Here is a 23,695-nt window from a genome sequence, read left to right as displayed (position 1 = left end):
CCATGAACGCAAGCGATGGTATCCGCGTCACCCTCAGCGAATTGATCGAGATGCGCCATCGCGTGCGCGAAGTGCAGCTGTTTTCCACCCCAAGCCAACGCAGCCCGTTGATCGGCCTGCACCACTCCAAACTGCGCGGGCGCGGCGTCGACTTTGACCAGGTGCGGGTCTACCAGGCCGGGGACGACGTGCGCACCATCGACTGGCGCGTCACCGCACGCACCCAGGAGCCCCACACCAAGCTGTTCCACGAAGAGCGCGAACGGCCGATCTTCATCATGGTGGAACAAAGCTGCCGGCTGTTTTTCGGCTCCGGGCAGATGTTCAAGTCGGTGCTCGCCGCGCAGGCCGCCAGCCTGATCGGCTGGGCTGCCCTGGGGCACAACGACCGCGTCGGCGGGCTGGTGTTCGGCGACAGCGAGCACTACGAAATCAAACCCCGGCGCAGCAAGCAAAGCCTGCTGCAACTGCTCAACCGCCTGGTGCGCGTGAACCAGAGCCTGAACACCGAGAGCCGCCCCGAAGCCGACGCGCTGGGCATGGCCTTGCGCCGGGGCCGCGAAGTGCTGCGCCCGGGCAGCCTGGTGATTGTGATCTGTGATGAGCGCGCCCTCACCGAAGGTGCCGAGCAACAGCTGAGTCTTTTGTCACGCCATTGCGACCTGTTGCTGCTGCCCATCTCCGACCCGCTGGACCACGCCCTCCCCGCCGCCGGGCTGCTTCGCTTCGCGGAAAGAGGCGCACAGCTGGAACTGGACACGCTGAACTTCGATTTGCGCCAGGCCTACAAGGCCCAGGCCGAAGCACGCATTGCACGCTGGGAACTGCTTGCGCAGAAACTGCGAGTCCTGCTGATGCCCTTGAGCACCCAGAGCGAAATGGTCGAGCAACTGCGCGAATACCTCAACCCGCAACGTCCGGTTAAAAAGCAATGAGCAGCCTCGACCAACTGCAACCGCTGATCGCGCCGCCGGCCATCGGCTTCTGGCCGCCTGCGCCGGGCTGGTGGCTGTTGCTGCTGGTGATCCCGCTGTTGGGTTGGGGCCTGTGGTCGCTGCGCCGCTTCCTGCCATCCCGGCGCCCAGTGGCCCGCGCCGAACAACCCCTGGACCCATTGCGCATCGCGGCCCTCGCCGAACTGGCGCTGATGCCCAAGCCTTACGATGGCGCGCCCGCCGGCGCGTGGCTGCAGCAACTCAACGGCCTGCTCAAGCGCTTGTGTCGCAATGACTACCCTTACAGCCAGAGCCATACCCTCAACGGGCGCAAATGGCTGGCCTTCCTCGACAACCGCTGCCCGGCGGCGGGCCTGACGCGCTGGATGGTGCTGGTGGAAGGCGCCTACAAACCCGAATGCAAACTGGACGACAAGGCCATCGCCGGCCTCACCCAGGCCGTCGACACCTGGATTCGCAAACATGTTTGAGTTCGCCTGGCCGTGGATCTTCGTCCTGTTGCCCTTGCCGTGGTTGATGCGGCTCGTGCTGCCGGTGGCCGACAGCGGCGAACCGGCGCTGAAAGTCAGCTACCTCAGCGACCTCGAAGGCCTGGCCCGCCGCCGCGCCCGCGTGAACCTGCCTGGCTGGCGCCAACAGGCACCGTTTGTGGTGCTGTGGCTGCTGCTGTTGACCGCCGCAGCGCGCCCGGAATGGCTCGGTGAACCCCTGCCGATTGCCGCCAGTGGCCGCGACTTGCTGGTGGCGGTGGACGTGTCCGGCTCCATGGATTTCCCCGACATGCACTGGCAGGACGACGATGTGAGCCGCCTGTCGCTGGTCAAGCACTTGCTGGGCGACTTCCTCGAAGAGCGCGAAGGTGATCGCGTAGGCCTGATCCTGTTTGGCAGCCAGGCCTACCTGCAAGCCCCGTTGACCTTCGACCGCCGCACCGTGCGCGCCTGGTTGGACGAAGCGCGCATCGGCATCGCCGGCAAGAACACCGCCATCGGTGATGCCATCGGCCTGGCCCTGAAACGCCTGCGCCAGCGTCCGGCGCAGAGCCGGGTGTTGATCCTGGTCACCGACGGCGCCAACAATGCCGGGCAGATCGACCCACTGACCGCCGCCCGCCTGGCGGCTGAAGAAGGCGTGAAGATCTACCCGATCGGCATCGGCGCCGACCCCGAGCAGACCGGCTCCCTGGGCATCCTTGGCGTGAACCCGAGCCTGGACCTCGACGAACCCGCCTTGAAGGCCATTGCCGACGCCACGGACGGGCGTTACTTCCGTGCCCGTGACGGCGAGGAACTGCAGCAGATCAAGGAAACCCTCGACAAGCTCGAACCCGTGGCCCAGCAACCCACCCAGGCCCGCCCGGCCCAGGCGCTGTACAGCGCACCACTGGCCCTGGCGTTGGTGCTGAGCATGCTGTTGGTGATCCAGGAGCGCTGGCCGAACAACGCGCTGCAACGGCTGTTCAACAAACTCTCGAGCAAGGGCCATTTTCTGCAACAGCACCCGGAATGGCGCCAACGCCTCAAACGCCTGCGCTTGCGGAGGCGTCGATGATCGACCTGTGGCCGCACCTGTTCCGCCCCTGGTGGCTGTTGCTGCTGCCGTTGCTCGGCTGGCTGCTGTGGCAGCTATGGCACCGGCAGAAACGCGCCGGGCGCTGGCAGATGATCCTGCCACCGGCCTTTCACGCGGTATTGCTCAGTGGTGGCAACGGCCGCGAAAGCAAATCGCCGTGGGTGGTGCTGGGTATCGCGTGGCTGCTGGCCGTGCTGGCGCTGCTCGGGCCGAGCTGGCAACGGGTGGAACAGTCCAGCCAGAAACCTTCAGACCCGTTGGTGGTGCTGCTGGAACTGACCCCGGAAATGCTCGCCACCGACAGCCCGCCCAACCGTCTGGAACAAGCGCGACGCAAACTGTATGACTTGCTGCAGGCGCGGGACAACGCCCCCACCGCCATCGTGGTGTACGCCGGCAGCGCTCACACTCTGGTGCCGCTGTCGGACGACCTGGCCACCAGCCGCAACCTGCTCGAAGCCCTGCGCCCCTCAATCATGCCGCAGCCTGGCCATCGTGCCGACCTGGCCGTCGAGAAAGCCCTGGGCCTGCTCAAGCAAGGCGGCCTGGGCCAGGGGCGCTTGTTGCTGGTGGGCTCGTCGCTGTCCAAACAGGAACGCCAGGGCATTCGCCTGCTGCTGCAAAGTGGCCAAGCGCCAAGCCTGTCGATCCTCGGCATCGGCAGCCGCGAAGGCACGCCCGTCACCCAGGAAAGCGGCGAATTCCTCAAGGACGAACAAGGCGCGATTCTGGTGCCACGCCTCGACAGCCCGACCCTCAAGGCCTTCGCCAGTGAGATGGGCGGTCGCTACCGAGCAGCACGCCTGGACGACAAGGACCTGCGCCAACTCGGGATGCTCGACGGTCCGCAAAGCCTGCGCAACGACGGCCAGTTGCTGCACCTGGACACCTGGGCCGACCAAGGCTATTGGCTGCTGCTGCCACTGTTGCTGCTGGCCGCGTGCGCCGGGCGCCGGGGCTGGTTGTTCTGCCTGCCGTTGCTGCTGCTCGGCGCGCCGCAACCCAGCTATGCCTTTGAGCTGCAAGATCTGTGGCTGCGCCCGGACCAGCAAGGCCAGTACCTGCTCAAACAAAAACGCCCGGCCGAAGCGGCCGAGCACTTCGAGGACCCGCAATGGCAGGGCGTGGCGCTGTACGAAGCGGGCAACTACGCCGAGGCGATCAAACGCTTTGCCGAGGGCAACGACGCCTATTCCCACTACAATCGGGGTAATGCCCTGGCCAAGGCCGGTGAGCTGGAGGCCGCCATCGATGCTTACGAGCAAGCCCTGGAAGCCCAGCCCGACCTGCAACCGGCCCTGAAAAACAAGGCACTGGTGGAAACCCTGCTGCAGGAACAGGCGCAACCCGAGCCGCCCACGCCTGCAAAAAACGAGGATGACGAAACCACGCAACCCGGCCAAACTGCGCAACCCGGCGCAACCGGGCAAAGTGCCACTGGCGCAGAACCGTCATCACAGGGCCAGGACGAAGCGCAGGCCGGCGACACCCAGACGAACGCCACACCCCAGGCAGGCGGTAACGAAGTACCCGGCAGCGAGTTGGGCGATGAGCAAACCACCACCCCGCCCCTGCGCCCTGCCGATGCCAGCATCGACGGCGAACACCGCCAGGCCCTGGAACAATGGCTGCGGGAGATCCCGGACAACCCTGGCGAACTGCTGCGCCGCAAATTCTGGTACGAACAGCAACAACATCAGGACAAGACTCGATGATGCGCCGCCCCACCCTACTGCTTCTGCTCGCGTTAACGGCAGGCCACGCCCAGGCGGCGAACCTGGTCGCCAGCGTCGACCGCAGCCGCCTCAATTCAGGGGAAACGGTGGAACTGACGGTGGAATCCAGCGACGTGACCCAGTTCGGCAAACCGGATCTGACGCCCCTGGACGCGCAGTTTGAAGTCAGCGGCACGCGCCAGATCAACCAGCTCACCACCCTGGGCGGCGACAACCACGCGACCACGCGCTGGATCATCACCCTGCTGCCCAAGGAAAACGGCAGCGTGGTGATCCCGCCGCTGCAAGTCGGCGAACTCAAGACCCAGCCCATCACCCTGCAAGTGGTAGAGACCACCAGCCAGGACACCGCCGCCGAACTGGCCCCGGTGTTCATCGAGGCCAACCTCGACCAAAGCTCGGTGTACGTGCAAGCCCAGGCGCTGCTGACCGTGCGTGTGTATCACTCGGTGTCGCTGTATGACGACAGCAGCCTGACGCCGCTGCAGATCCCCGATGCGCGCATCGAGCAATTGGGTGAGTCGCGCACCTACGAGAAAGTCATCAACAGCATCCGCCACGGCGTGATCGAAACCCGCTACGCGATCTACCCGCAACACAGCGGGGCCCTGGTGATTCCGGCGCAGACCTTCAGCGCGACGCTGGTGGAGTCGCGCCCGCCTCAGGAGAACACGCTGCAAGGGACCAAGCCAGGCAAGCTGATCCACGTGAGCTCTGCCGAACTGGCGCTGACGGTCAAACCCAAGCCGGCCCTCTACCCGGCCGACGCGCCTTGGCTGCCGGCGCGCAGCCTGAGCCTCACCGAAGGCTGGAACCCGGAGCCTGAACATGTTCAGGTCGGCGACTCGCTGACCCGCAGCCTCACGGTCAAGGCCGAGGGGCTGTCCAGTGCGCAGTTGCCGGCCCTGCCCAGCAGCGACATCAATGGCCTGCGCCGCTACCCTGACCAGCCGGTGCTGGGTAACCAGAACAATGACCGCGGCCTGATCGGCAGCCGCGAAGAGCGTGAAGCCCTGGTGCCGACCCGGGCGGGTGCAGTTGAACTGCCGGCCGTGGAAGTGGTGTGGTGGAACACCCATGAAGACCACCTCGAACGCACCACCCTGCCCGCCCGTACGCTGCAAGTGGCCACCAACCCGAGCCTGGTGGTGGACACCCCCGCCACGCCCACGGTGATCACTGCGCCGGACGATGAGCGCCTGTGGCTGTGGCAACTGAGCACGTTGATCCTGGCCTGCACCACGCTGCTGGGTTTCGGCCTGTGGTGGCGTGCGCGCCGGCAACCGGCCGTGCAACGTGCCGCGCAGACCGGCCCGAGCCCACGCACGCTGCTCGACGACCTCAAACGCGCCACCCAGGCCAACGACCCTCAGGCGACACGCCAAGCCCTGGATGCCTGGGCCCGCCAGCAACCGGAAACCCTGGCCGACATGGCGGCGCGGTTTGTGCCGCTGTCGGATGCGCTGGATGGGCTCAACGGCGCGCTGTACAGCGAAAGCGGCCAGTACTGGTTGGGCGAAGAGCTGTGGCGCGCGGTAAAAGCCATTCCCATGGCCGAACGCGAAGCAGACCCGGCCACCGACACCACCAGCTTGCCGCCGCTGTACCCCAAATAACCACGATATCCCTGACACCACACAATCAACATGTGGGAGCGGGCTTGCTCGCGAAGGCGGTGTGTCAGATAAAGATGAACTGACTGAACCACCGCCTTCGCGAGCAAGCCCGCTCCCACATTGGATTACCATCGCTTGGGCAAAATGCGTTTTTAAAGGCCAGCAATCCATATCATCCAAACCTCAGCTTCGAAGATGCCCTGCCCCAAATCTGCGACCTCTTGCGCTGCGCAGCGGCCACCGCGGGTGCTGTCACTCAGGGGCTTACGGGCGACCAGCGCCACCTGGCAGGTGCCTCCGAGCATTTGATCATCAACGCCAAAACCCTTGCAGATCGCGCACTGGACTGCCTGCACACCGCGTAACCCCTGTGGGAGCTGGCTTGCCTGCGATAGCGGTGTGTCATCCAGCAGATTTTTCGACTGACACACCACCATCGCAGGCAAGCCAGCTCCCACACAGGTAAACTCCCCTCCTTTTCATCTATTCCACGGAGTTCGCCTTGCGTCTGTTTCACACCTCCGACTGGCACCTGGGCCAAAATCTTCACGGCCAGGAACGCGACTTCGAACACGCCTGTTTTCTCGAATGGCTGCTGGGCCAGCTCAAGGCTCAGCTGCCGGATGTGCTGCTGATCGCCGGCGATATCTTTGACACGGTCAACCCGCCGCTCAAAGCCCAGGAGCGGCTGTATGACTTCATCATCAGCGCCCACGAACAGAACCCCAAGCTGACCATCGTGATGATCGCCGGCAACCACGATTCCGGCTCCCGCATTGAACTGCCCGCGCCGCTGATGCGCCGCCTGCGCACCCACGCGCTGGGCCGTGTGTTGTGGCTGGATGACGGCCAACTGGATGCCGAGCGCCTGCTGATTCCCCTGCCGGATGCCAAGGGCAAGATCGCCGCCTGGTGCCTGGCGCTGCCCTTTTTGCGCCCGGCAGAGGTCACCGGTGCTCAACTGGGTGACGACTACCTGCAGGGTATCGGCCAGGTGCATGAATGGCTGATCGCGGCCGCCAACGCCAAGCGCAAGAAAGGCCAGGCGCTGATTGCCATCAGCCATGCGCACATGGCCGGTGGGTCGGTGTCGGAAGACTCCGAGCGCAGCCTGGTCATCGGCAATGCCGAGGCACTGCCCGCCAAGCTGTTCGACAGAAGCGTGGCGTACGTTGCCCTCGGCCATTTGCACAAGCCGCAAAAGGTCAACGGCGAAGAGCGCATTCGTTACAGCGGCTCGCCAATCCCGCTGTCTTTTTCCGAAATCGGCTACAAGCATCAGATTCTTGACGTGACGTTCCAGGGCCAAGCCCTGGTGGGTGTCGAACCGATTTTGATCCCGCGCTCGGTCGACCTGCAACGCCTGGAGGCCGCGCCCCTGGCGGAAATTCTCGCGCAGCTTGCCGAGTTGCCGGACATCGACCTGCTCGCCGAAACCCAGCGTCACCCCTGGCTGGAAGTGCGTGTGCGCCTCGACGAGCCGCAACCCGACCTGCGCCAGCAGATCGAAACCGCCCTGCAAGGCAAGGCGGTGCGCCTGGTGCGCATCGCGGCCGAGTACGCCGGCAAGGGCAGCCGTGAGGAGGAAGGCGAAGATCGCCTGGTCGAACTTGACCAGCTCACGCCCCAGGAACTGTTCAGCCGTGCCTGGCAGGACAGCTACGGCAGCGAAGTGGACGAACAGACCTTGAAGGACTTCGCCGTGCTGCTCCAGGAAGTGCAACAGGAGGGTGAACAGCCATGAAGATCCTCGCCATTCGCCTGAAGAACCTGGCCTCCCTGGCCGGCCCGTTCGAGATCGATTTCACCGCCGAGCCCCTGGCCAGTGCCGGGTTGTTTGCCATTACCGGGCCGACCGGCGCGGGCAAAAGTACCCTGCTGGACGCCCTGTGCCTGGCGCTGTTCGGCGCTGTGCCGCGCCTGGGCGATACCGGCCAGGCGAAAATGCCGGATGCCGACAGCGATATTTCCATCGGCGACCCACGTACGTTGCTGCGTCGCGGCACCGGTGGCGGGTATGCCGAGGTGGATTTTGTCGGTGTCAGCGGCAAGCGCTACCGCGCGCGCTGGGAAGCCAACCGCGCCCGTGACAAGGCCAGCGGCAAGTTGCAGAACAGCCGCCAGAGCCTGATCGACCTGGACAGCGAGCAACTGCTGGCCAGCCAGAAAACCGAATACAAGACCCAGCTGGAATTGGCCCTGGGGCTGAATTTCGAGCAATTCACGCGTGCGGTGTTGCTGGCGCAAAGCGAGTTCAGTGCCTTCCTCAAGGCCAACGACAACGAGCGCAGCGAACTGCTGGAGAAGCTCACCGACACCGCCCTTTACACTCAGCTCGGCCGGCGTGCCTTCGACAAGGCTAAAGAGGCCCGTGACATACACAAGCAGTTGCAGGACCAGGCGGTTGGCGTGGTTCCCCTGGCACCCGAAGCACGCGCCGAGTTGGATCAGCAGTTTGACGCTGCGCAGCAGCAGCTCAAGACCCAGCAAGCCCAGCTCAAACAACTTGAGCTTCAGCACACCTGGCTCAAGGAATTGCGCGACTGGCAGGAACGCCAGCTGGCTGCCACCGAACAACTGCAGCGCGCGCAAGCCGAATGGGAGAACCAGGGCCAGCAACGCGAAGACCTGACCCGCCTGGACCAGTTGGCGCCGCAACGTCATCAGTTTGCGCGCCAGGCAGAACTCGGCGGCTTACTCGCCCCGTTGGCCGTGCAGATTCAATCGCACATCCAGCAACAAGCTGAACTGCATACCGCACAGGAACAGGCTCAGCAACAACAAGCCAACGCGCAAACCGCCTTGGCCGCAGCCCTGAAAAACCAGACCGATGCAGGGCCTTTGCTGCGCCAGGCATTTGAAGAGCAAAGCACCCTCACCCGCTTAACCACCGAATTAGCCAAGCGCTCCGAAGAAAAACAGCAGCAGGAAAACGCCTGCACCGAAGGTCAGGCTCAGCTCACAGGCCTGCTGGACAAACAGAACCAGGTCGCAGAACGCTTGCAACGCCTGGCGACTGAGCTAGAGCACAGCGCCGAACTCGCCCCGCTGAGCGATGCCTGGAGCGCTTACCGCGACCGCCTGCAACAGCTGATGTTGATCGGCAATCGCCTGAACAAAGGCCACGCCGAACTGCCGCAACTGGAAGAACGCGCCACCCGCGCCGCCGAGCAGTTCACCGCGCAACGCGAAGCCCTGGACTTGCTGTACCAGGAAGCCGGCGCTGAACCCCATGCGGTGGCCGAGCAGATCCAATTGCTCGCCAGCCTGTTGCAGGACAATCGCAAACAGCAGCGCGCCTTCGAAGACCTGACGCGCCTGTGGGACAGCCAGCAACAGCTGGACCAGCAAGGCGCCACGCTGACGCAAAAACTCACCGATGCCCAACAGCAGCGTGAGCAACTGAACCAGACCGGCCTGCAAACCAAAGCCGAATTGACCGTTGCCGAACAAACGCTGAGCGTGACCAAACAGCTGCTGGAACGCCAGCGCCTGGCTCGCAGCGCCAGCGTCGAAGAATTGCGCGAACAGTTGCAGGACGACCAGCCGTGCCCGGTGTGCGGCAGCCACGAGCACCCGTACCACCAGCCCGAAGCCCTGTTGCAAAGCCTGGGTCGTCATGACGAAACCGAAGAGGCCTCGGCGCAGAAGGCCGTCGACACCCTCAAGGAAAAACTCACCGAGCTGCGCGGTGAAGTGGGCGGTCTGATCGCCCAGCAAAAGGAATACCTGCAACAACAGGAACAGCTGGCGACGCAACAGCAAGCCCTCAAGCCAAGCCTGGATGCGCACCCGTTGTCCGCGGCCTTGTTCGACCAGGACGCGGCCAAACGCAGCGCCTGGCTGGACCAGCAACTGGGCCAACTGACCCAGCGCATCACCCAGGACGAACAACGCCAAGGTGCCCTGCTCAACCTGCAACAGAACGCTGGCCGCCTGCAGCAACAACTGCAGGCCGCCCAGGAAGCCAGCCAACAGGCGCGCCAATTGCTGGTGGACCAGCAACGCGAATTGGCCAACGACCGCGAACGCCTGGACGAGGAACTGAACGCCTTCGCCAGCCTGCTGCCTGCGCATACCCTGGAAGGCTTGCGCACCGAGCCGGCCGCGACCTTCATGCAGTTGGACCAGCAGGTCAGCCAGCGCCTTGAACAGCTGGGCCATCAACGCGACGAGCTGGCCGAGCGGCAAGAGCGCCAGCAGGCCATCGAGAAAGAACAGACCCACCAACAGCATCGCCAACAGCTACGCGACACGCTGGTTCAACAGGTCAGCGACCTGGCGGCCGAGCAACAGGCAGCGCAGGCCACGCTCAGCACGTTGCTCGGCGAGCACGCCAGTGCCGAACAGTGGCAACACCAGCTGGATCAGGCCGTCACCGGCTCACGCCAAAGCGAAACCGATGCCAGTAAACAGCTGCAAGAGATCCACAACGCCCTGATCCAGCTGGCGGCCGACCTCAAGGCCCAGCAGGAGCGCGAGCAGGCATTGCAAGCCGAACAACAGACCCTCGCCAGCCGCCTCAGCGAGTGGCGAGCCCTGCATCCGGAACTCGACGACGCCGGCCTGGACCGCTTGTTGGCCTACGACGACACCCAGGTGAGCCAGTTGCGCCAGCAACTGCAACACAGCGAAAAAACCGTCGAGCAGGCCAAGGTCCTGCTGCAAGAACGCGAGCATCTGCTGGCTAAGCATCAGGCCCAGCACAATGGCAACCTCGACGCCGAGGCACTGGACAGCGCCCTGGCCAGCCTCAACCAGCAGTTGGCCGACAGCGAAAAACTCGTTGCCGAGCTGCGCGCGCGCCAATCCGAAGACCAGCGCCGCCAGGATGCCAACCAGGCCTTCGCCGAACAGATCACCCAGGCCTACGACGAGTGGCAACGCTGGGCACGCCTGAATGCGTTGATCGGTTCAGCCACCGGCGATACGTTCCGCAAAATCGCCCAGGCCTACAACCTCGACCTGCTGGTGCACCACGCCAACGTACAACTGCGCCAACTGGTACGGCGCTACCGCCTCAAGCGCGGCGGCAGCATGCTCGGTTTGTTGGTGATGGACACGGAAATGGGCGATGAACTGCGCTCGGTGCATTCGCTGTCCGGCGGTGAAACCTTCCTGGTGTCGCTGGCGCTGGCCCTGGGCTTGGCATCGATGGCGTCGAGCACGTTGAAGATCGAGTCGCTGTTTATCGATGAGGGCTTCGGCAGCCTGGACCCGGAATCGCTGCAGTTGGCCATGGACGCGCTGGACGGTTTGCAGGCCCAGGGCCGCAAGGTCGCGGTGATTTCCCACGTGCAGGAAATGCACGAGCGCATCCCGGTGCAGATCCAGGTCAAACGCCAAGGCAATGGCCTGAGCACCCTGGAGGTCAAGTGAGCGAGGCGCTGCTGTATTCGTTTCGGCGCTGCCCCTATGCGATGCGCGCGCGGCTGGCCTTGCGTTACTCGGGCGTGCCGGTGCGTATCGTCGAGGTGAGCCTCAAGGCCAAGCCGGCCGAGATGCTGGCGCTGTCGCCCAAGGGCACGGTGCCGGTGTTGAGCGTCGACGGGCGAGTGATCGAAGAAAGCCTGGAGATCATGCAGTGGGCCTTGGCCCAGCACGATCCGGATAACTGGTTGCTGCAAGGCGACCCGGCGATATTGGCGTTGATCGCCGAGAACGACCAGCACTTCAAGTATTACTTGAATCGATACAAGTACGCCGAGCGCTACCCCGAGCAGCCGATGGAACATTATCGGGCCGGGGGCGAGGTGTTCTTGCAAAAGCTGGAGGGCCTGCTGGCTGAGCGGGATTACCTGGTGGCCAACCACCTGACCCTTGCGGATGCTGCACTGGCGCCCTTCGTGCGTCAGTATGCCCATGTGGATCGAGTGTGGTTTGCCGGAACTTCGTATAAGCGGTTACAGGTTTGGCTTGAGCGCTTTCTGACGTCGCCATTGTTCATGGCGGTAATGGCTAAACCCTGACAAATGTGGGAGCTGGCTTGCCTGCTATGGCCCCACCTCGGTATGACTGACACACCGAGGTGTCTGCATCGCAGCGGTGCGGCGATCCGACAAGCCAGCTCCCACTTTTGATTCAGGTGATGTTTAGCTCACTGCTGGGTTTTGTGATCCAGGGCAGCGTAGAAGTTGGCGCTTTGTTGCAGGTATTTCTGGGTGTAGGCGCTGGTGCTGGATTTTTTACCGGTGACTTCCACGCTGGCGGCGGCAGGCAGGGCAACAGTGGCGGAAACGGCGGAAGCGGCAATGATCGAGAAGAGATTCAAATTCATGTCGGTAACCCTTGTGTTCGTCTGGTTGAGTGGCCGGTGAAGGCCTTGGAACCAAACTTACGCCCGAGGGTTGAACCTTAGAAATGCTTTGAAACAGTAGCCGCTATTAATGGAATTAATAGAAAGGGTCAGGCCCCGCAATACGGGGCCTGCGGCTTACTGACGCACCAGGAACTTGAGGTCGCTGGGCGCATCGATGGCCAATTTCTGCACGGTTTTGCCGAGCAAGCCGGTCTTGGGGTCACGTTCGACCACCACGATTTCATTGCTTTTCTGGTTGGCGATCAGCAAAAACTTGCCGCTCGGGTCCAGACTGAACTCGCGCGGGTGGTCGCCTTCCACGGTGCGGCGCTGCAGCTCCTTGAGGTGCCCAGTGGCCGGATCGATACTGAACACCAGCATCTGGTTGGCGGTGCCACGGTTGCTCACGTACAGGAACTTGCCGTCACTGGAGGCATGCAACGCTGCACCGGCCTTGTCGGACACCGGCTGGCCAGCGGCGAAGTCCACCAGTTGGGTCTGGCTGAGCTTGCCGTCGTTGTAGTCGAACACCGCCACCTGCGCGCTCATCTCGGTGGTCAACCAGGCATGCTTGCCATCGGCGCTGAACAACAGGTGACGAGGGCCGCTGCCTGGAGGCAGTTGCACCGACGCCGGGTTGGCCGGGGTCAGCGGCAGTTCATGGTTGGCCTTGGGGTCGTAACGGTAGGCAAACACCTTGTCCGCGCCCAGGTCCTGCACAAATACGTACTTGCCGTCTGGCGAAGACACCACCGAGTGCACATGGTTGGACGCCTGGCGCTCAGGGTTCACGCGGCTGGCCGGGTGCCCGCTCAACTGCACCGGCGCCGACAACTTGCCATTGGCGTCGAGCGGCAGGATCGCCAGGCTGCCGCCCGGGTCTTCCAGTACCGAATAGTTGGCGACGAACAGGTAACGCCCATCGGCGGCCACGCTGGAGTGCGTCGGTTCGTTGCCCAGGCTCTGCACCTGGTTGATCAAGGTGAGTTGGTGGTTCTGCGGGTCGATGCTGTAACTGCTGACGCGCCCCACCGGGTCTTTCTGGCCCGGGCCGTTCTCGTTGACCACAAACAGGTGCTTCTGGTCCTTGGAGATCGTCAGCCACGACGGGTTGGCCGCCTTGGCCGCCAGCACCGGCTTGCCGCTGAACTGCCCGGTGCGGCTGTCGAATTGCAGGCGGTAGATCCCTTCGCTGGTACCGGCGGTGTAGCTGCCTACCAGCAATTCGTAGGTGTCAGCCGGGGCTGCTTGCACCGACATGGCACCGACACTGCCCGCCATCAGCAGGGGCCAGAATTTACGCATCATCATCCGCTTCGTCCTCGTCGTTGTTATTGTCGCCCTTGATCGCGCTCAAACAGACTAGACGGTGCTCCCCGTCTTCGTTGTTCAAGAGCCAGCTCTGCAAGCTGTCGTCAAAGGTGGCGGCATTCAGTTGTTCTGGACTGAACTTCCAACGCTTGAGTTCCCGGCCATCCATGCTTTCGATCAGCAGATGCTGGTCAAACGTGAAGTCGAAGGCGTGCAGCCCGTTGATGATCAGCATGTCGCTGTCGTTGAGGGCTTTGCTCAGGTCTGATGCTGCGTCGGTCATGATGTGAAGTCACTGCGGGGGAAAAGACACATGATAGGTCAATTCCCCCGCCGTGCCTTGCGGCAATGGTCTAAATCGATCAGTGCGCGAAGAGCGAATTGCCCTTCTGCCCCGCCAACTTCTCCGGCTTGATCAGGAACCGCGCCAGTGCCGGCAGCAGCCACAGCGCACCGAACATGTTCCACAGCAACATGAAGGTCAGCATCAGGCCCATGTCAGCCTGGAACTTGATGGCCGAGAAGATCCAGGTGCACACGCCGATCGCCAGGCACAGGCCCGTGAACAATACGGCTTTACCGGTGGACTTGAGCGTCTGGTAGTACGCTTCTTGCAGCGGCAGACCGGCACGCAGGAAGCTTTCCAGGCGACTGTAGATGTAGATGCCGTAGTCCACGCCAATCCCTACGCCCAGGGCCACCACCGGCAAGGTCGCCACCTTGACGCCGATGCCCATGAACGCCATCAGTGCGTTGCCCAGCACCGAGGTCAGCACCAATGGCAGCACGATGCACAGGGTGGCCGCCCAGGAACGGAAGGTGATCATGCACATGGTGGCTACACACAGGTACACCAGGATCAGGATGGTCAGTTCCGATTCCTTGATCACCTCGTTGGTGGCCGCTTCAATCCCGGCGTTGCCGGCAGCCAGGATGAATTCCAGGCCGTCCTTGTTGTTCTCCTTGGCGAAGTCCTGCACCGCGTGCACCGCGCGGTCGAGGGTTTCGGCCTTGTGGTCGTTGAGGAACACCAGCACCGGCGCCAGCGAACAATTGTTGTTGTAAAGGCCGTCAGCGCGAGCGATGGAGTTGTTCAGCACATCAGGGTTGCGCGACAGCGTTTCCCATTTCAGGTTGCCCTCGTTCATGCCCTTGATCATCTGCTTGGACACGGTCACCAGCGAGATGGCCGACTGCACACCCTCGGTGTTCTGCATCTTCCACATCAACTGATCGATGGGCGCCATGGCCTCATAGCGCGAGCAGCCTTCAGCCTTGGTCTTGACCATCACCACCAGCACGTCGGAACTGGTGGAGTAGTTGCTGATGATGAAGTTGTTGTCCTTGTTGTAGCGCGAGTCCGGGCGCAGTTCTGGCGCGCCCTGGTCGAGGTCGCCGATCTTGAGGTTCTGGCTGTACCAGAGGCCGCCGCCGAAAGCGATCAGGGCCAGGAAGATCGAGACCGGGGCGACTTTCGGGCTGGCAAACTTCGACAACAGGCGCCAGAAGCCGTGTTCGCGGTGTGCGTCCTTCTTGCTGCGCTCGATGGCGCGTTTGCTGATGCCGACGTAGGAAATCGCCACTGGCAACAGGATCAGGTTGGTGAACACGATCACCGCCACACCGATGGAGGCGCCGATGGCCAGTTCGCGGATCACGCCGATGTCGATGATCAGCAGGGTGATAAAACCCACGGCATCGGCCAGGATCGCGATCATCCCGGGCAGGAACAACTGGCGGAATGTGCGCCGCGCAGCCGTCAACGCGTTATCGGCGTCACTGGATTGCAGGGCGATACCGTTGATCTTCTGCACGCCGTGGGAGATACCGATGGCGAAGATCAGGAACGGCACCAGCATCGAGTACGGGTCCAGCCCGAAACCGGCAGCGTGCATCAGCCCCAACTGCCAGACCACCGCCACCAGTGTGGTGATCAATACGGCGATGGTGCTGCGGATGCACCAGGTGAACCAGTACAGCAGCACCAGGGTGATCACGAAAGCAACGCCAAAAAACAGCACCACCATGATCAGGCCATCGATCAGGTCGCCGACTTTCTTGGCAAAACCGACGATGTGGATCTGTACGTTGGGGTTCTGTTCCTGGAACTTGGTGCGGATCTTGTCCTCAAGCTCGTGGGAAAACTTCTGATAGTCCAGGGCGAGCAACTTGCCCTGGTCCTGCGGGTCCGGGTAGGACTCCAGCAGTGGGATATCGACGATGCTCGACTTGAAGTCGTTGGCCACCAGGCGCCCGACCTGGCCGGACTTAAGCACGTTGTTGCGCAGTTGATCGAGGCTTTCCGGCGAACCGTTGTAGCTCTGCGGGATCACCTCGCCACCCGCGAAGCCTTCTTCGGTCACTTCGGTCCAGCGCACGCTGGGGCTCCACAGCGACTTGAGGCCCGAGCGGTCGACGCCGTTGATGTAGAACACCTCGTCGTTGATCTGACGCAGGGTCTCCATGTATTCCTTGGTGAAGATGTCGCCGTCCTTGGCCTCCACCGAGATGCGCACGGTGTTGCCCAGGTTCGCCAGGTCATTGCGGTGCTCCATCATCTTCTCGATGAAGGGGTGCTTGAGGGGGATCATCTTTTCAAAGCTGGTGGACGGGCGAATCAACGTCGCCTGCCAGAACAGAAAGATACTCACCAGCAGGCAGATCACGATCACTGCCGGGCGGTTGTTGAAGATCAGGCGCTCAAGAAAGGTCGCTTTATCGTTGTGATGACTGCTCATTCTTTTCCCGCCTTCTTATTGTTTTGTCGGTTCGGCGCCGGTCGGCGTGGCCACGCGAACGCCACCCTGCCCGGCCAGAATCAAGTTGCCATTGCCTGCCGCCGTAACGGACGAAAGTGAAATGCGGTCCGGCCGGTTGAACACGCTGAACGTCACCCCGTCGTCGTGGCTGACCACCACACTGCCGCCGTTGCCGACGACGACAATGGCGCCGTCATCCAACAACGTGGCGCCCGACAAGCCAAACTCCAGCGCTCCCCGCGCCGCGTTCAGCTCAACTTGCTCCCAGGTGCTGCCGAAATCCGTGGAACGGTAGAGGTTGCCGCGCAAGCCATACGCCAGCAGGGTTTGCGCTTGCGCCGTGCCGATCACGCCAAACAACGAGCCCTCGTAGGGGCCTTCGAGTTTTTCCCAGGTCTGGCCGTCGTCGCGGGAGCGGAACATGCTGCCCTGCTCGCCCACGATAAACAGGCCGGCGTCCTTGATGTGAGCGATGGCGTTGAGGTGGAACTGGTCTTCGTTGTCGAGGCGGTCGCTGACGTCTTCCCAGGTTTTGCCGCCGTCGGTGGTTTCGATCAACGCGCCATAGGCACCCACCGCCAGGCCGTGGCTGGCGTCGTTGAACCAGATATCGAGTAAGGGGGCTTCGCGCTTGAGGTCCTGGTATTGCTGGGTCCAGGTGGCGCCGCCGTCGGTGCTGGCAAGGATTTGCGCATCATGGCCCACGGCCCAGCCTTGTTTGTCATCGACAAAAAACACGGCGGTGAGCAGTTGGCGGGTGGGCACCTTGGCTTGGGTCCAGGTAGCGCCCTGGTCATCGGAATAGAGGATATGCCCGCGATCACCGACCGCCACCAGGCGCTTGCCTGCGTGGACCACGTCGATCATCAGGCCCTTGGCGGCCTTGGGGGATTCAATCGCAAACACAGCTGCGGCGGGGGTATCGCTGGCGGCCTGGACGGCGGTCGGCAACGCGACGGCGCCAAGCAGCGAGAGCGCTGTGGCCAGCAACGCAACCCTGCGTGCGGCGCGTGGGCGGCAAACAACCCAACCCATGACAGGCTCACTCATAGACCTTTCTCCCATTTATTATTGTTATTGCTTGCCTTCCTGGGCCGTGAAACCTGCAACCTAGAGCGCCTGGAGGAAGCTGCGGCCATCCTATCGGGCTTTGGAATCGTCTGACAATCGGCGCTACGTTATCTTTTGTTAACTGATGGCAATTCATCCGCAGCTGAATATAGCGGCATTCGTCACGCTGATCAGCGCACACAAATGAATTTTTATTCTATCTATTGAATTATGGGAATTTTTATTCCATTAATAGCGTTCTTGAAAACAATAATTCAAAGGACCACGGCTATGCGTGAACTCGGAATCGGCCTGATCGGTACAGGCTTCATGGGCCGCGCCCATGCGTTGGCGTTCAACAACGCCCGGGCGGTGTTCGAACTGCCAGTATCCCTCAGGCTGGCCGCCCTGGCCGATGCCGACACCGAGCGCGCCCAGCGCTGCGCCACAGCCTGGGGGTTTGCCCAGGCCCATGGCGACTGGCAAGCGTTGGTCAACGACCCTACTGTAGACGTCGTGGCCATTACCACGCCCAACCATTTGCACTACCCCATGGCCATGGCCGCCATTGCCGCGGGCAAAGCGGTGTACTGCGAAAAACCCCTGGCCGTCAGCCTGGAACAAGCCGACGTCATGCGCCGCGCCGCCAGCGCAGCCGGGGTGGTCACGCGGGTGGGTTACAACTATCAGCACAACCCGATGATCGTATTGGCCAAGCAAATGATCGCCAACGGCGACCTGGGCGAAATCATCAGCTTCCAGGGTGAGTTCAGCGAAGACTTCATGGCCGACCCTGCCTCACCTTGGTCGTGGCGTTGCGAAGTCGGACACGCCGGCGGCGCTCTTGCAGACTTGGGCAGCCACTTACTGTCGATGGCGCGTTACCTGGTGGGAGATGTGGTCAGCGTGTGCGCCGATACACAAACCGTGCATGCCCAACGCCCGGCCGTTAAAGGCAGCGCCGAGCTTAAGTCCATCGCCGTGGACGACCAAGTGCACGCCTTGCTGCGCTTCGCCAATGGCGCCCGCGGCACGGTGAGCAGCAGTTGGCTCAAGCATGGCTACAAGAACCACCTGAGTTTCGAGATCAGCGGCACCCGGGGCACCTTGGCCTTCGATCAGGAGCGCTTGAATGAACTGCGCCTGTGCCGTGTCGGCCAAGACGGCTTCCAGCGCCTGCTCGCCGGTCCCGCCCTGCCCGGCTACGCGGCGTTCAGCCCGGCGGCGGGGCATCAGTTGGGTTACAACGAGTTGAAGACCCTGGAGGTTCAGGAATTGATCATGGCGCTGGCGGGGCAAGGCAGGGATGGCACTGACTTTGAAGTCGCCTGGGCGGTGGAGCGATTGGCGACGGCGACTCGTGTCGCCGCGAAGGAAGAGCGCTGGGTCAGCGTGGACTCGCTCTAAACGCGCTTGATTTGGCGCACTTGAAAGCATTTGAGTGCGCCGGCAAGACGAACTACTCCAGTACCGCCTCCAGGGTACGAACATAGGGTTTTCTGAGGGTGCGATCAGGCATGGCCTGAACACCTCCCTCAGAAGGACTAAACCTGTGGCTACCATTTCCTCCCCGCTCCCTTGGAGCAAGGTACTGGCCCAAGCGGTCAATACCCAATTCACCGCGCGACCGACGCTTCGTTCAGTCGTGTCCCAGCGGTTGCACGAGAGTATTCAGGAAAAATTCCCGGCCCTGCCAGTAGACACTGCCACCTTGCGCGTGGCGGAACCCAGCCGCCCTGGAGCCTGGAACCTCAAACCTTTGATCGACGTTGCCCTTGATTTTCTGGCAACCGGTGTGCCCGCCGATTTCTCGGACAAGCACGCGTCTGAGTATTACCTGTGCAACAGCGGCACACCGCAAAAACGCATCACCGTCAACAACGTGCCAATCGACATCCACGTGATCGCCGCGCTGATCAACGAACTCCCCGTCGTTCTATTCATTGAATTGCAGAGCGCGCTGGCGGACTTCTGGCAACAAAACGGCAGCACAGGAATCAGTCGCTGGCAGTGGATGGGCGACCTGCTGCGCACCTCATTACGCAACAGCGTCCAGCGCAGCAGTGACCTGACCGACGAACACCTGCAACTCCTCAACAACGTGCTGGATTACCCCGACAATCGCGAGCGCGGCACGCTCAACCTATCGGGTGAAACCATTCATGCGTACACCCTGGAAACCACGCTTATTCAGGGCGATCTGCGGGTCAGCGTTCAGGCAAGCGAATTGCTGCTCGTCCAAGGCACCTGCGTAGTTTCTTGCGGCGTATCAGGCAACATCCGTACCTACCCGACCGTCGATGCATTCGGCGGCGCCTGGTCGAACGCCATAAAAAGCCGCTATCAAGCTGAACAGATCGTGTGGAAACGCTTCGAACCTGACGGCAATATTTTCGACACCCAAGCAGCACTGATTTTAAATCAGCAACTTGAAAACCTGGCAGCCCTGCACCTGCCGGCCAAGGTTGGCATAGAGGCACTGGAGGCGCTTTACGACCGAGTCATGGACCCCGCCCCGCTATTACTCAATGTACCTATCGGTGCATCGCTGCCACTCACCCAACTGCAAGCGGCGTTACCCGACTGGCTTGCGCAAGGTACACCCGCCGAACGCAGTGCGTACTCCCGTCATTTGGTGGAATTAGCCAACATCAAGAAGCGCACCCACGGTCGCAGCTTCCTCGAGGGCATTGACGGGCTTCGTTCCTTTGCGGCCAAAACGCTGCAGGCGTTGATGGTTGCGGATCACCCCGCCGGGCCAACCTACAACGTTGACGCGTTGGAGCTGACCTATGCGGTACCGGTGGGAGACATCGGTAGCAGCTACATCGAACACGTGAGGATGACGCTGACGGACCTGGCACTGAAAAATCTGTCAGGAAAACCCAACGGTCGCCTGACCCTGCGCAGTCTGGACGGCCAGGCACTCGCTAAGTGGCTCACGCCCGAGTATGTCGAAGGCCTGGTTACTCGGGCTGACATCGGAGCGGTCTACCCGGCCTTGCTTGAACGTCTATTTTTTAACGACGAAAAGGAGTCGCGTGAGCGCGAAAACCTGTTTGCCCAACAGCTGCGCGTTCACTTGCCGATGACCGCGCTGGAGTTGGCCGTAAGGCAGCAGTCGGGGATGACATGGGAAGGTTATCGAAGGGTGGCGGCGGTGGTCAAAAGCACGGCGGCGGACCGTAGAGTGGACGACAAAGACATCGTCATCCACACGCTGGGGTTCTTGAGAAAGCCAGGCGCGGCGCCCGATCACGTGACCGATATGTTCTTGATCGAAGAGCAAGGCTGTACCACCGGCCCGGTGATTCTCTATCGCCCACAGTATTTACCGGTACTCATGCAATTCAGCACCCGCGAGGCGTTGATGCAAGCCATCGCCTTACCCGGAGCACTGCAGGCAAGCGCGCTGACGTGGCTATCGGACGGTGCCCGGGCGGTGTACGACAACGGCGGGTTTCAGCAACCCCATTACGTGCGAATCGGCATCGGCATGGAGTTCGATACCCCGGAAATCCCCGAGCCTGTGACCTTGGCAAAATGCGGGACGCAGTCCGAGGTGTTGCAATCGCTGAGCAGGGGAAACCTGATGCAGTATCTGTTCGGCAGCTACGCCAGGACCTTGGTTGAAGTGGCTGACCGCCAATCGGTGTCCAACCGCGAAAGCCGCTGGGCCAGCCTCCTGGAAGGCGCCGGCCTACTGTTCAATACGTTGCTGCTGCCTTTATTGAGGGGCCCCGCCATGCTGGTGGGTTGGATGCTGCAAATCGCCTCAGGGCTGGCGCAGGATATTCCGGCGTTGGAAAGCAGTGATCCGCAAGCGCGGGAACTCGCATGGGTCGACCTTTTATTGAATCTCGGCCTGGTGTTGGTACATGCCGGCGCGAGCGTAACGAGTCGCCCTCTGAGTGAGACCCGACAACGCCCGGTGGCACTTGCCCCCCTGCGCCGCACCTCGCAAACGCAGCAGGCCACGCCACCCCGTGTTCGGCAAGGTTCTGTCGGCCTGCCTTCACAGCCACCCGGCAGTGGTCACACGCTGATTGACTTCAACCTGTCCACCGCCCGCGAAGCCTCACGAGCGCGGCTGTTTGAGCAGTTACTCAAGATACGCGTCAACTGGCCCGAAAACCCACCCCCGCCGACAGCAACCGGTCCGTTCAAAGGCCTTTACCGTATCGGCGCAACCTGGCACGCCAGCGTCAGGGGCCGGCTGTTTCAAGTCAGTGTGGTGCCCGGTTTTGGCGAGGCGTATGTGGTTCACCCTGAGCACCCTGACCGCCCGGGGATCAAGCTTAGGACCGACGGCCAAGGGCACTGGACGCTCGACGAAGGGTTGCGACTGATAGGCGGTGGACGAAAGAACCGCGTGGCCGAGGCGCGTAAGGCCAACGCCGAAAGGGTCGCTGCGCTGAATAGCCGTAAGGCCGAGCTGCAACAAACACTTGTGCAATGCGTGACCGATGAAACTGTCGCGTTGGCCACCTTAAACACCGCGAGAACCCAATACACCACACAAAACGGCAAGCTGACGCGTACTTGGGCGATCTGGAATGCGGCAACCACTGAGCAGAAATCCCGGATAGCGCCCACTTATCAGTTGGAGCTGAACAGGACACAGGAACAGCGATCGTTCTACAGCATCAGCCTGATCAATTACCGGGAGAAGTCGGCCAAGGCGACCCAGGCGTACAGGGACGTCATCAGCGTGATTAACGACATCAAGGCTGTCGACCATCAAACCAACAATGACCGCGAGCACACGACTCACTTTTTTGCCCTGTGGGATCAGCAAGACACGCTGCGAACCCAACTGGCCCATTTCGGCCTGGGTTCGGGGGTGTTCAGTCGTGGAATGAGCGCAACACAACGATTCACGATCGCTTACGACAAACTCCAACAGGGAGAGCCTGAAGACTACAAGGCGTTGATGGAAGATCTGAAAACCTCACGCGCCTATCATGATCAAATCGTTGCCGTGTCAACCATCCAGGAACAACTCCTCGACGAGATGGCCCGAGCATCAGCCTTCGGCAAGAGCTTCCGGGACGACCTGGTTGCACGGCTATCGCAGCCGGAAAAATATCTGCCGGACAATACACGCTTAATGGGCATCGATATTGTTCAAGAACTCAGCCTTGACCGCAGTGTTCCTCTCGCACAAAACAGTATCGAAGCGTTGTTCTTCCATCTATTTGAGCAAATACGCTTACGCCCGACCATTTCGGCTCACATAGAGATGACCACCAGCCGCGGCTACAGCACGACCGAGCGAATCGATGTGCTCGAGTCCGTCGTGGACCGCTATACCGCTGCCGAGCATATTGGGCAGAACCTCAAGCGGCTGAACCCGACCTGCATTCGTACGCAATACCTGGATGATTTTCTGGACAACATCACGCAAGGCCGAGCAAGCGCCGAAAATGACCTGAAAACACTGATCATAGACAGCGAAGAAGACAAGGTTATCTACCAACCGCCCAAAGCCATCAGGCAAAAGCCCGCCACCAAGCGGGTATTCAAAACGCGCAGCCGCGGCACGTTGGTCGGCGATCTGCGAGAGGCTGCACCAGGAGATACCGCGCAACTCATCGAAATTGTCGACCCCTCCAACGGCGAAGTGATCGAGCGATTCCACGAACATGCCGAAGAAGGTGTTTACGTGGAAATCGAAGAGGGCCCGACTCAAACGCCGCCGCCCAGACTGGCTCGTTCGGCCAGGGCAATCACCAGCGCAGCACAGGATGTCGCAGCCAAGCGCGAGAGCATTGAAAGCACGATACAGCGTGAACTCAATCAAATGGACCGTGACGAAATCCTGCGGGACGAAAAAGTGCCGAAAGATTGGGAATTCATGCTGACGACAGAGGCAGATAAGCTTGAGGCGCTGGCCACAGAACTGGAACACGCCGCCCCCTCCAATCAAACGACCCTTACGGCCAATCAATGGCGAACCCTAGCAGTGCAAATGAAGGCTGCCGGCAAGCAATACCGCATCACGGGCTACAAAAAGCAGGCGCCTACGGTGGCTATCGTGGACTATTTGTGGCACGAAAAAGCGGTGAACATCGGGCTGGTAAAGGAGCGCGAACCGACAAACGCCAAAGACTTTCTCAGCGAATATGCAATCCGCGACAGCGATACCGGATACGTGCTGTGGTATGCCCACTTTCACTACACCAGCTTGACGGTTGCAAAAACCGCCTATACCAGTGGGCATTTGAAACGCGCCGATCAACGTAATATCGGGTTCAAGGCACAGTTGGCGCAATACCGGAACAACAGCGCCAAGGTGATCGCCGTCTGGCGAAGCAAAATCCCATCCGCCATGGCCCACAGGTTGTTCTTTTATAGGGACTGATACCCGTGGGCAACGCCGCGTCAATCTCTCGAG

The 23,695-nt window shown here is 61.7% G+C and carries 16 protein-coding genes; 11 read left to right on the top strand and 5 right to left on the bottom strand.

The features are described from left to right. Positions 1-2 precede the first annotated feature (2 nt). From HX803_RS18760 to HX803_RS18725, 9 genes are all read left to right on the top strand, one after another. Positions 3-935, top strand: a complete 933-nt coding sequence (locus HX803_RS18760; RefSeq protein ID WP_178922474.1) for a DUF58 domain-containing protein — start codon at positions 3-5, stop codon at positions 933-935. Continuing rightward, positions 932-1,426: a DUF4381 domain-containing protein gene (locus HX803_RS18755; protein WP_178922472.1), complete on the top strand. Its 495-nt coding sequence runs from the start codon at positions 932-934 to the stop codon at positions 1,424-1,426. Before HX803_RS18760 ends, HX803_RS18755 begins: the two co-directional genes overlap by 4 nt. Then, a complete protein-coding gene (locus HX803_RS18750) occupies positions 1,419-2,507 on the top strand; it encodes a VWA domain-containing protein (protein WP_178922470.1) in 1,089 nt (362 codons plus the stop codon). Before HX803_RS18755 ends, HX803_RS18750 begins: the two co-directional genes overlap by 8 nt. Then, the gene (locus HX803_RS18745; protein ID WP_178922466.1) at positions 2,504-4,243 is read left to right on the top strand and encodes a tetratricopeptide repeat protein; all 1,740 of its coding nucleotides are present in this window, start codon (positions 2,504-2,506) and stop codon (positions 4,241-4,243) included. The genes HX803_RS18750 and HX803_RS18745 overlap by 4 nt, the downstream gene beginning before the upstream one ends. Next, positions 4,240-5,880: a BatD family protein gene (locus tag HX803_RS18740; RefSeq protein WP_178922464.1), complete on the top strand. Its 1,641-nt coding sequence runs from the start codon at positions 4,240-4,242 to the stop codon at positions 5,878-5,880. Before HX803_RS18745 ends, HX803_RS18740 begins: the two co-directional genes overlap by 4 nt. A gap of 119 nt (positions 5,881-5,999) precedes the next feature. Next, complete coding sequence (locus HX803_RS32815) at positions 6,000-6,245, top strand: DUF6124 family protein (RefSeq protein WP_372339925.1); 246 nt, start codon at positions 6,000-6,002, stop codon at positions 6,243-6,245. 137 nt (positions 6,246-6,382) lie between these two features. Further along, positions 6,383-7,624: an exonuclease SbcCD subunit D C-terminal domain-containing protein gene (locus HX803_RS18735; RefSeq protein WP_178922462.1), complete on the top strand. Its 1,242-nt coding sequence runs from the start codon at positions 6,383-6,385 to the stop codon at positions 7,622-7,624. Further along, on the top strand, positions 7,621-11,259 hold the full coding sequence (locus tag HX803_RS18730) for an AAA family ATPase (protein ID WP_178922460.1): 3,639 nt from the start codon (positions 7,621-7,623) through the stop codon (positions 11,257-11,259). The genes HX803_RS18735 and HX803_RS18730 overlap by 4 nt, the downstream gene beginning before the upstream one ends. Next, positions 11,256-11,849 carry a glutathione S-transferase gene (locus HX803_RS18725; RefSeq protein WP_178922458.1) on the top strand — a complete coding sequence of 198 codons (594 nt, stop codon included), beginning with the start codon at positions 11,256-11,258 and terminating at the stop codon, positions 11,847-11,849. The genes HX803_RS18730 and HX803_RS18725 overlap by 4 nt, the downstream gene beginning before the upstream one ends. Before the next feature lie 128 nt (positions 11,850-11,977). Here HX803_RS18725 and HX803_RS18720 read toward each other — a convergent pair whose 3' ends face one another. From HX803_RS18720 to HX803_RS18700, 5 genes are all read right to left on the bottom strand, one after another. Then, positions 11,978-12,157 carry a hypothetical protein gene (locus tag HX803_RS18720; protein WP_010210027.1) on the bottom strand — a complete coding sequence of 60 codons (180 nt, stop codon included), beginning with the start codon at positions 12,155-12,157 and terminating at the stop codon, positions 11,978-11,980. A 156-nt stretch (positions 12,158-12,313) separates the two neighbouring features. After that, positions 12,314-13,489, bottom strand: a complete 1,176-nt coding sequence (locus HX803_RS18715) for a lactonase family protein (protein ID WP_178922456.1) — start codon at positions 13,487-13,489, stop codon at positions 12,314-12,316. Further along, the gene (locus HX803_RS18710) at positions 13,476-13,772 is read right to left on the bottom strand and encodes a DUF5629 family protein (protein WP_178922454.1); all 297 of its coding nucleotides are present in this window, start codon (positions 13,770-13,772) and stop codon (positions 13,476-13,478) included. Before HX803_RS18710 ends, HX803_RS18715 begins: the two co-directional genes overlap by 14 nt. A 79-nt stretch (positions 13,773-13,851) precedes the next feature. Further along, positions 13,852-16,227, bottom strand: a complete 2,376-nt coding sequence (locus tag HX803_RS18705) for an RND family transporter (protein ID WP_178922452.1) — start codon at positions 16,225-16,227, stop codon at positions 13,852-13,854. 15 nt (positions 16,228-16,242) lie between these two features. Then, positions 16,243-17,283: a YCF48-related protein gene (locus HX803_RS18700; RefSeq protein ID WP_178922493.1), complete on the bottom strand. Its 1,041-nt coding sequence runs from the start codon at positions 17,281-17,283 to the stop codon at positions 16,243-16,245. 306 nt (positions 17,284-17,589) lie between these two features. Between HX803_RS18700 and HX803_RS18695 the strand changes: the two genes are divergently transcribed. Next, the gene (locus HX803_RS18695) at positions 17,590-18,705 is read left to right on the top strand and encodes a Gfo/Idh/MocA family protein (protein WP_178922450.1); all 1,116 of its coding nucleotides are present in this window, start codon (positions 17,590-17,592) and stop codon (positions 18,703-18,705) included. Between the two features lie 145 nt (positions 18,706-18,850). Next, entirely contained in the window at positions 18,851-23,662 is a 4,812-nt protein-coding gene (locus HX803_RS18690; RefSeq protein ID WP_178922448.1) for a dermonecrotic toxin domain-containing protein, read from the top strand. The last annotated feature ends 33 nt before the right edge of the window (positions 23,663-23,695 follow it).

The organism is Pseudomonas sp. P7548 (genome assembly GCF_013386585.1).
GTDB lineage: Bacteria > Pseudomonadota > Gammaproteobacteria > Pseudomonadales > Pseudomonadaceae > Aquipseudomonas.
Note: the sequence above shows the minus strand (reverse complement) of the source record. Positions and strands in the feature narration are given on the sequence as shown.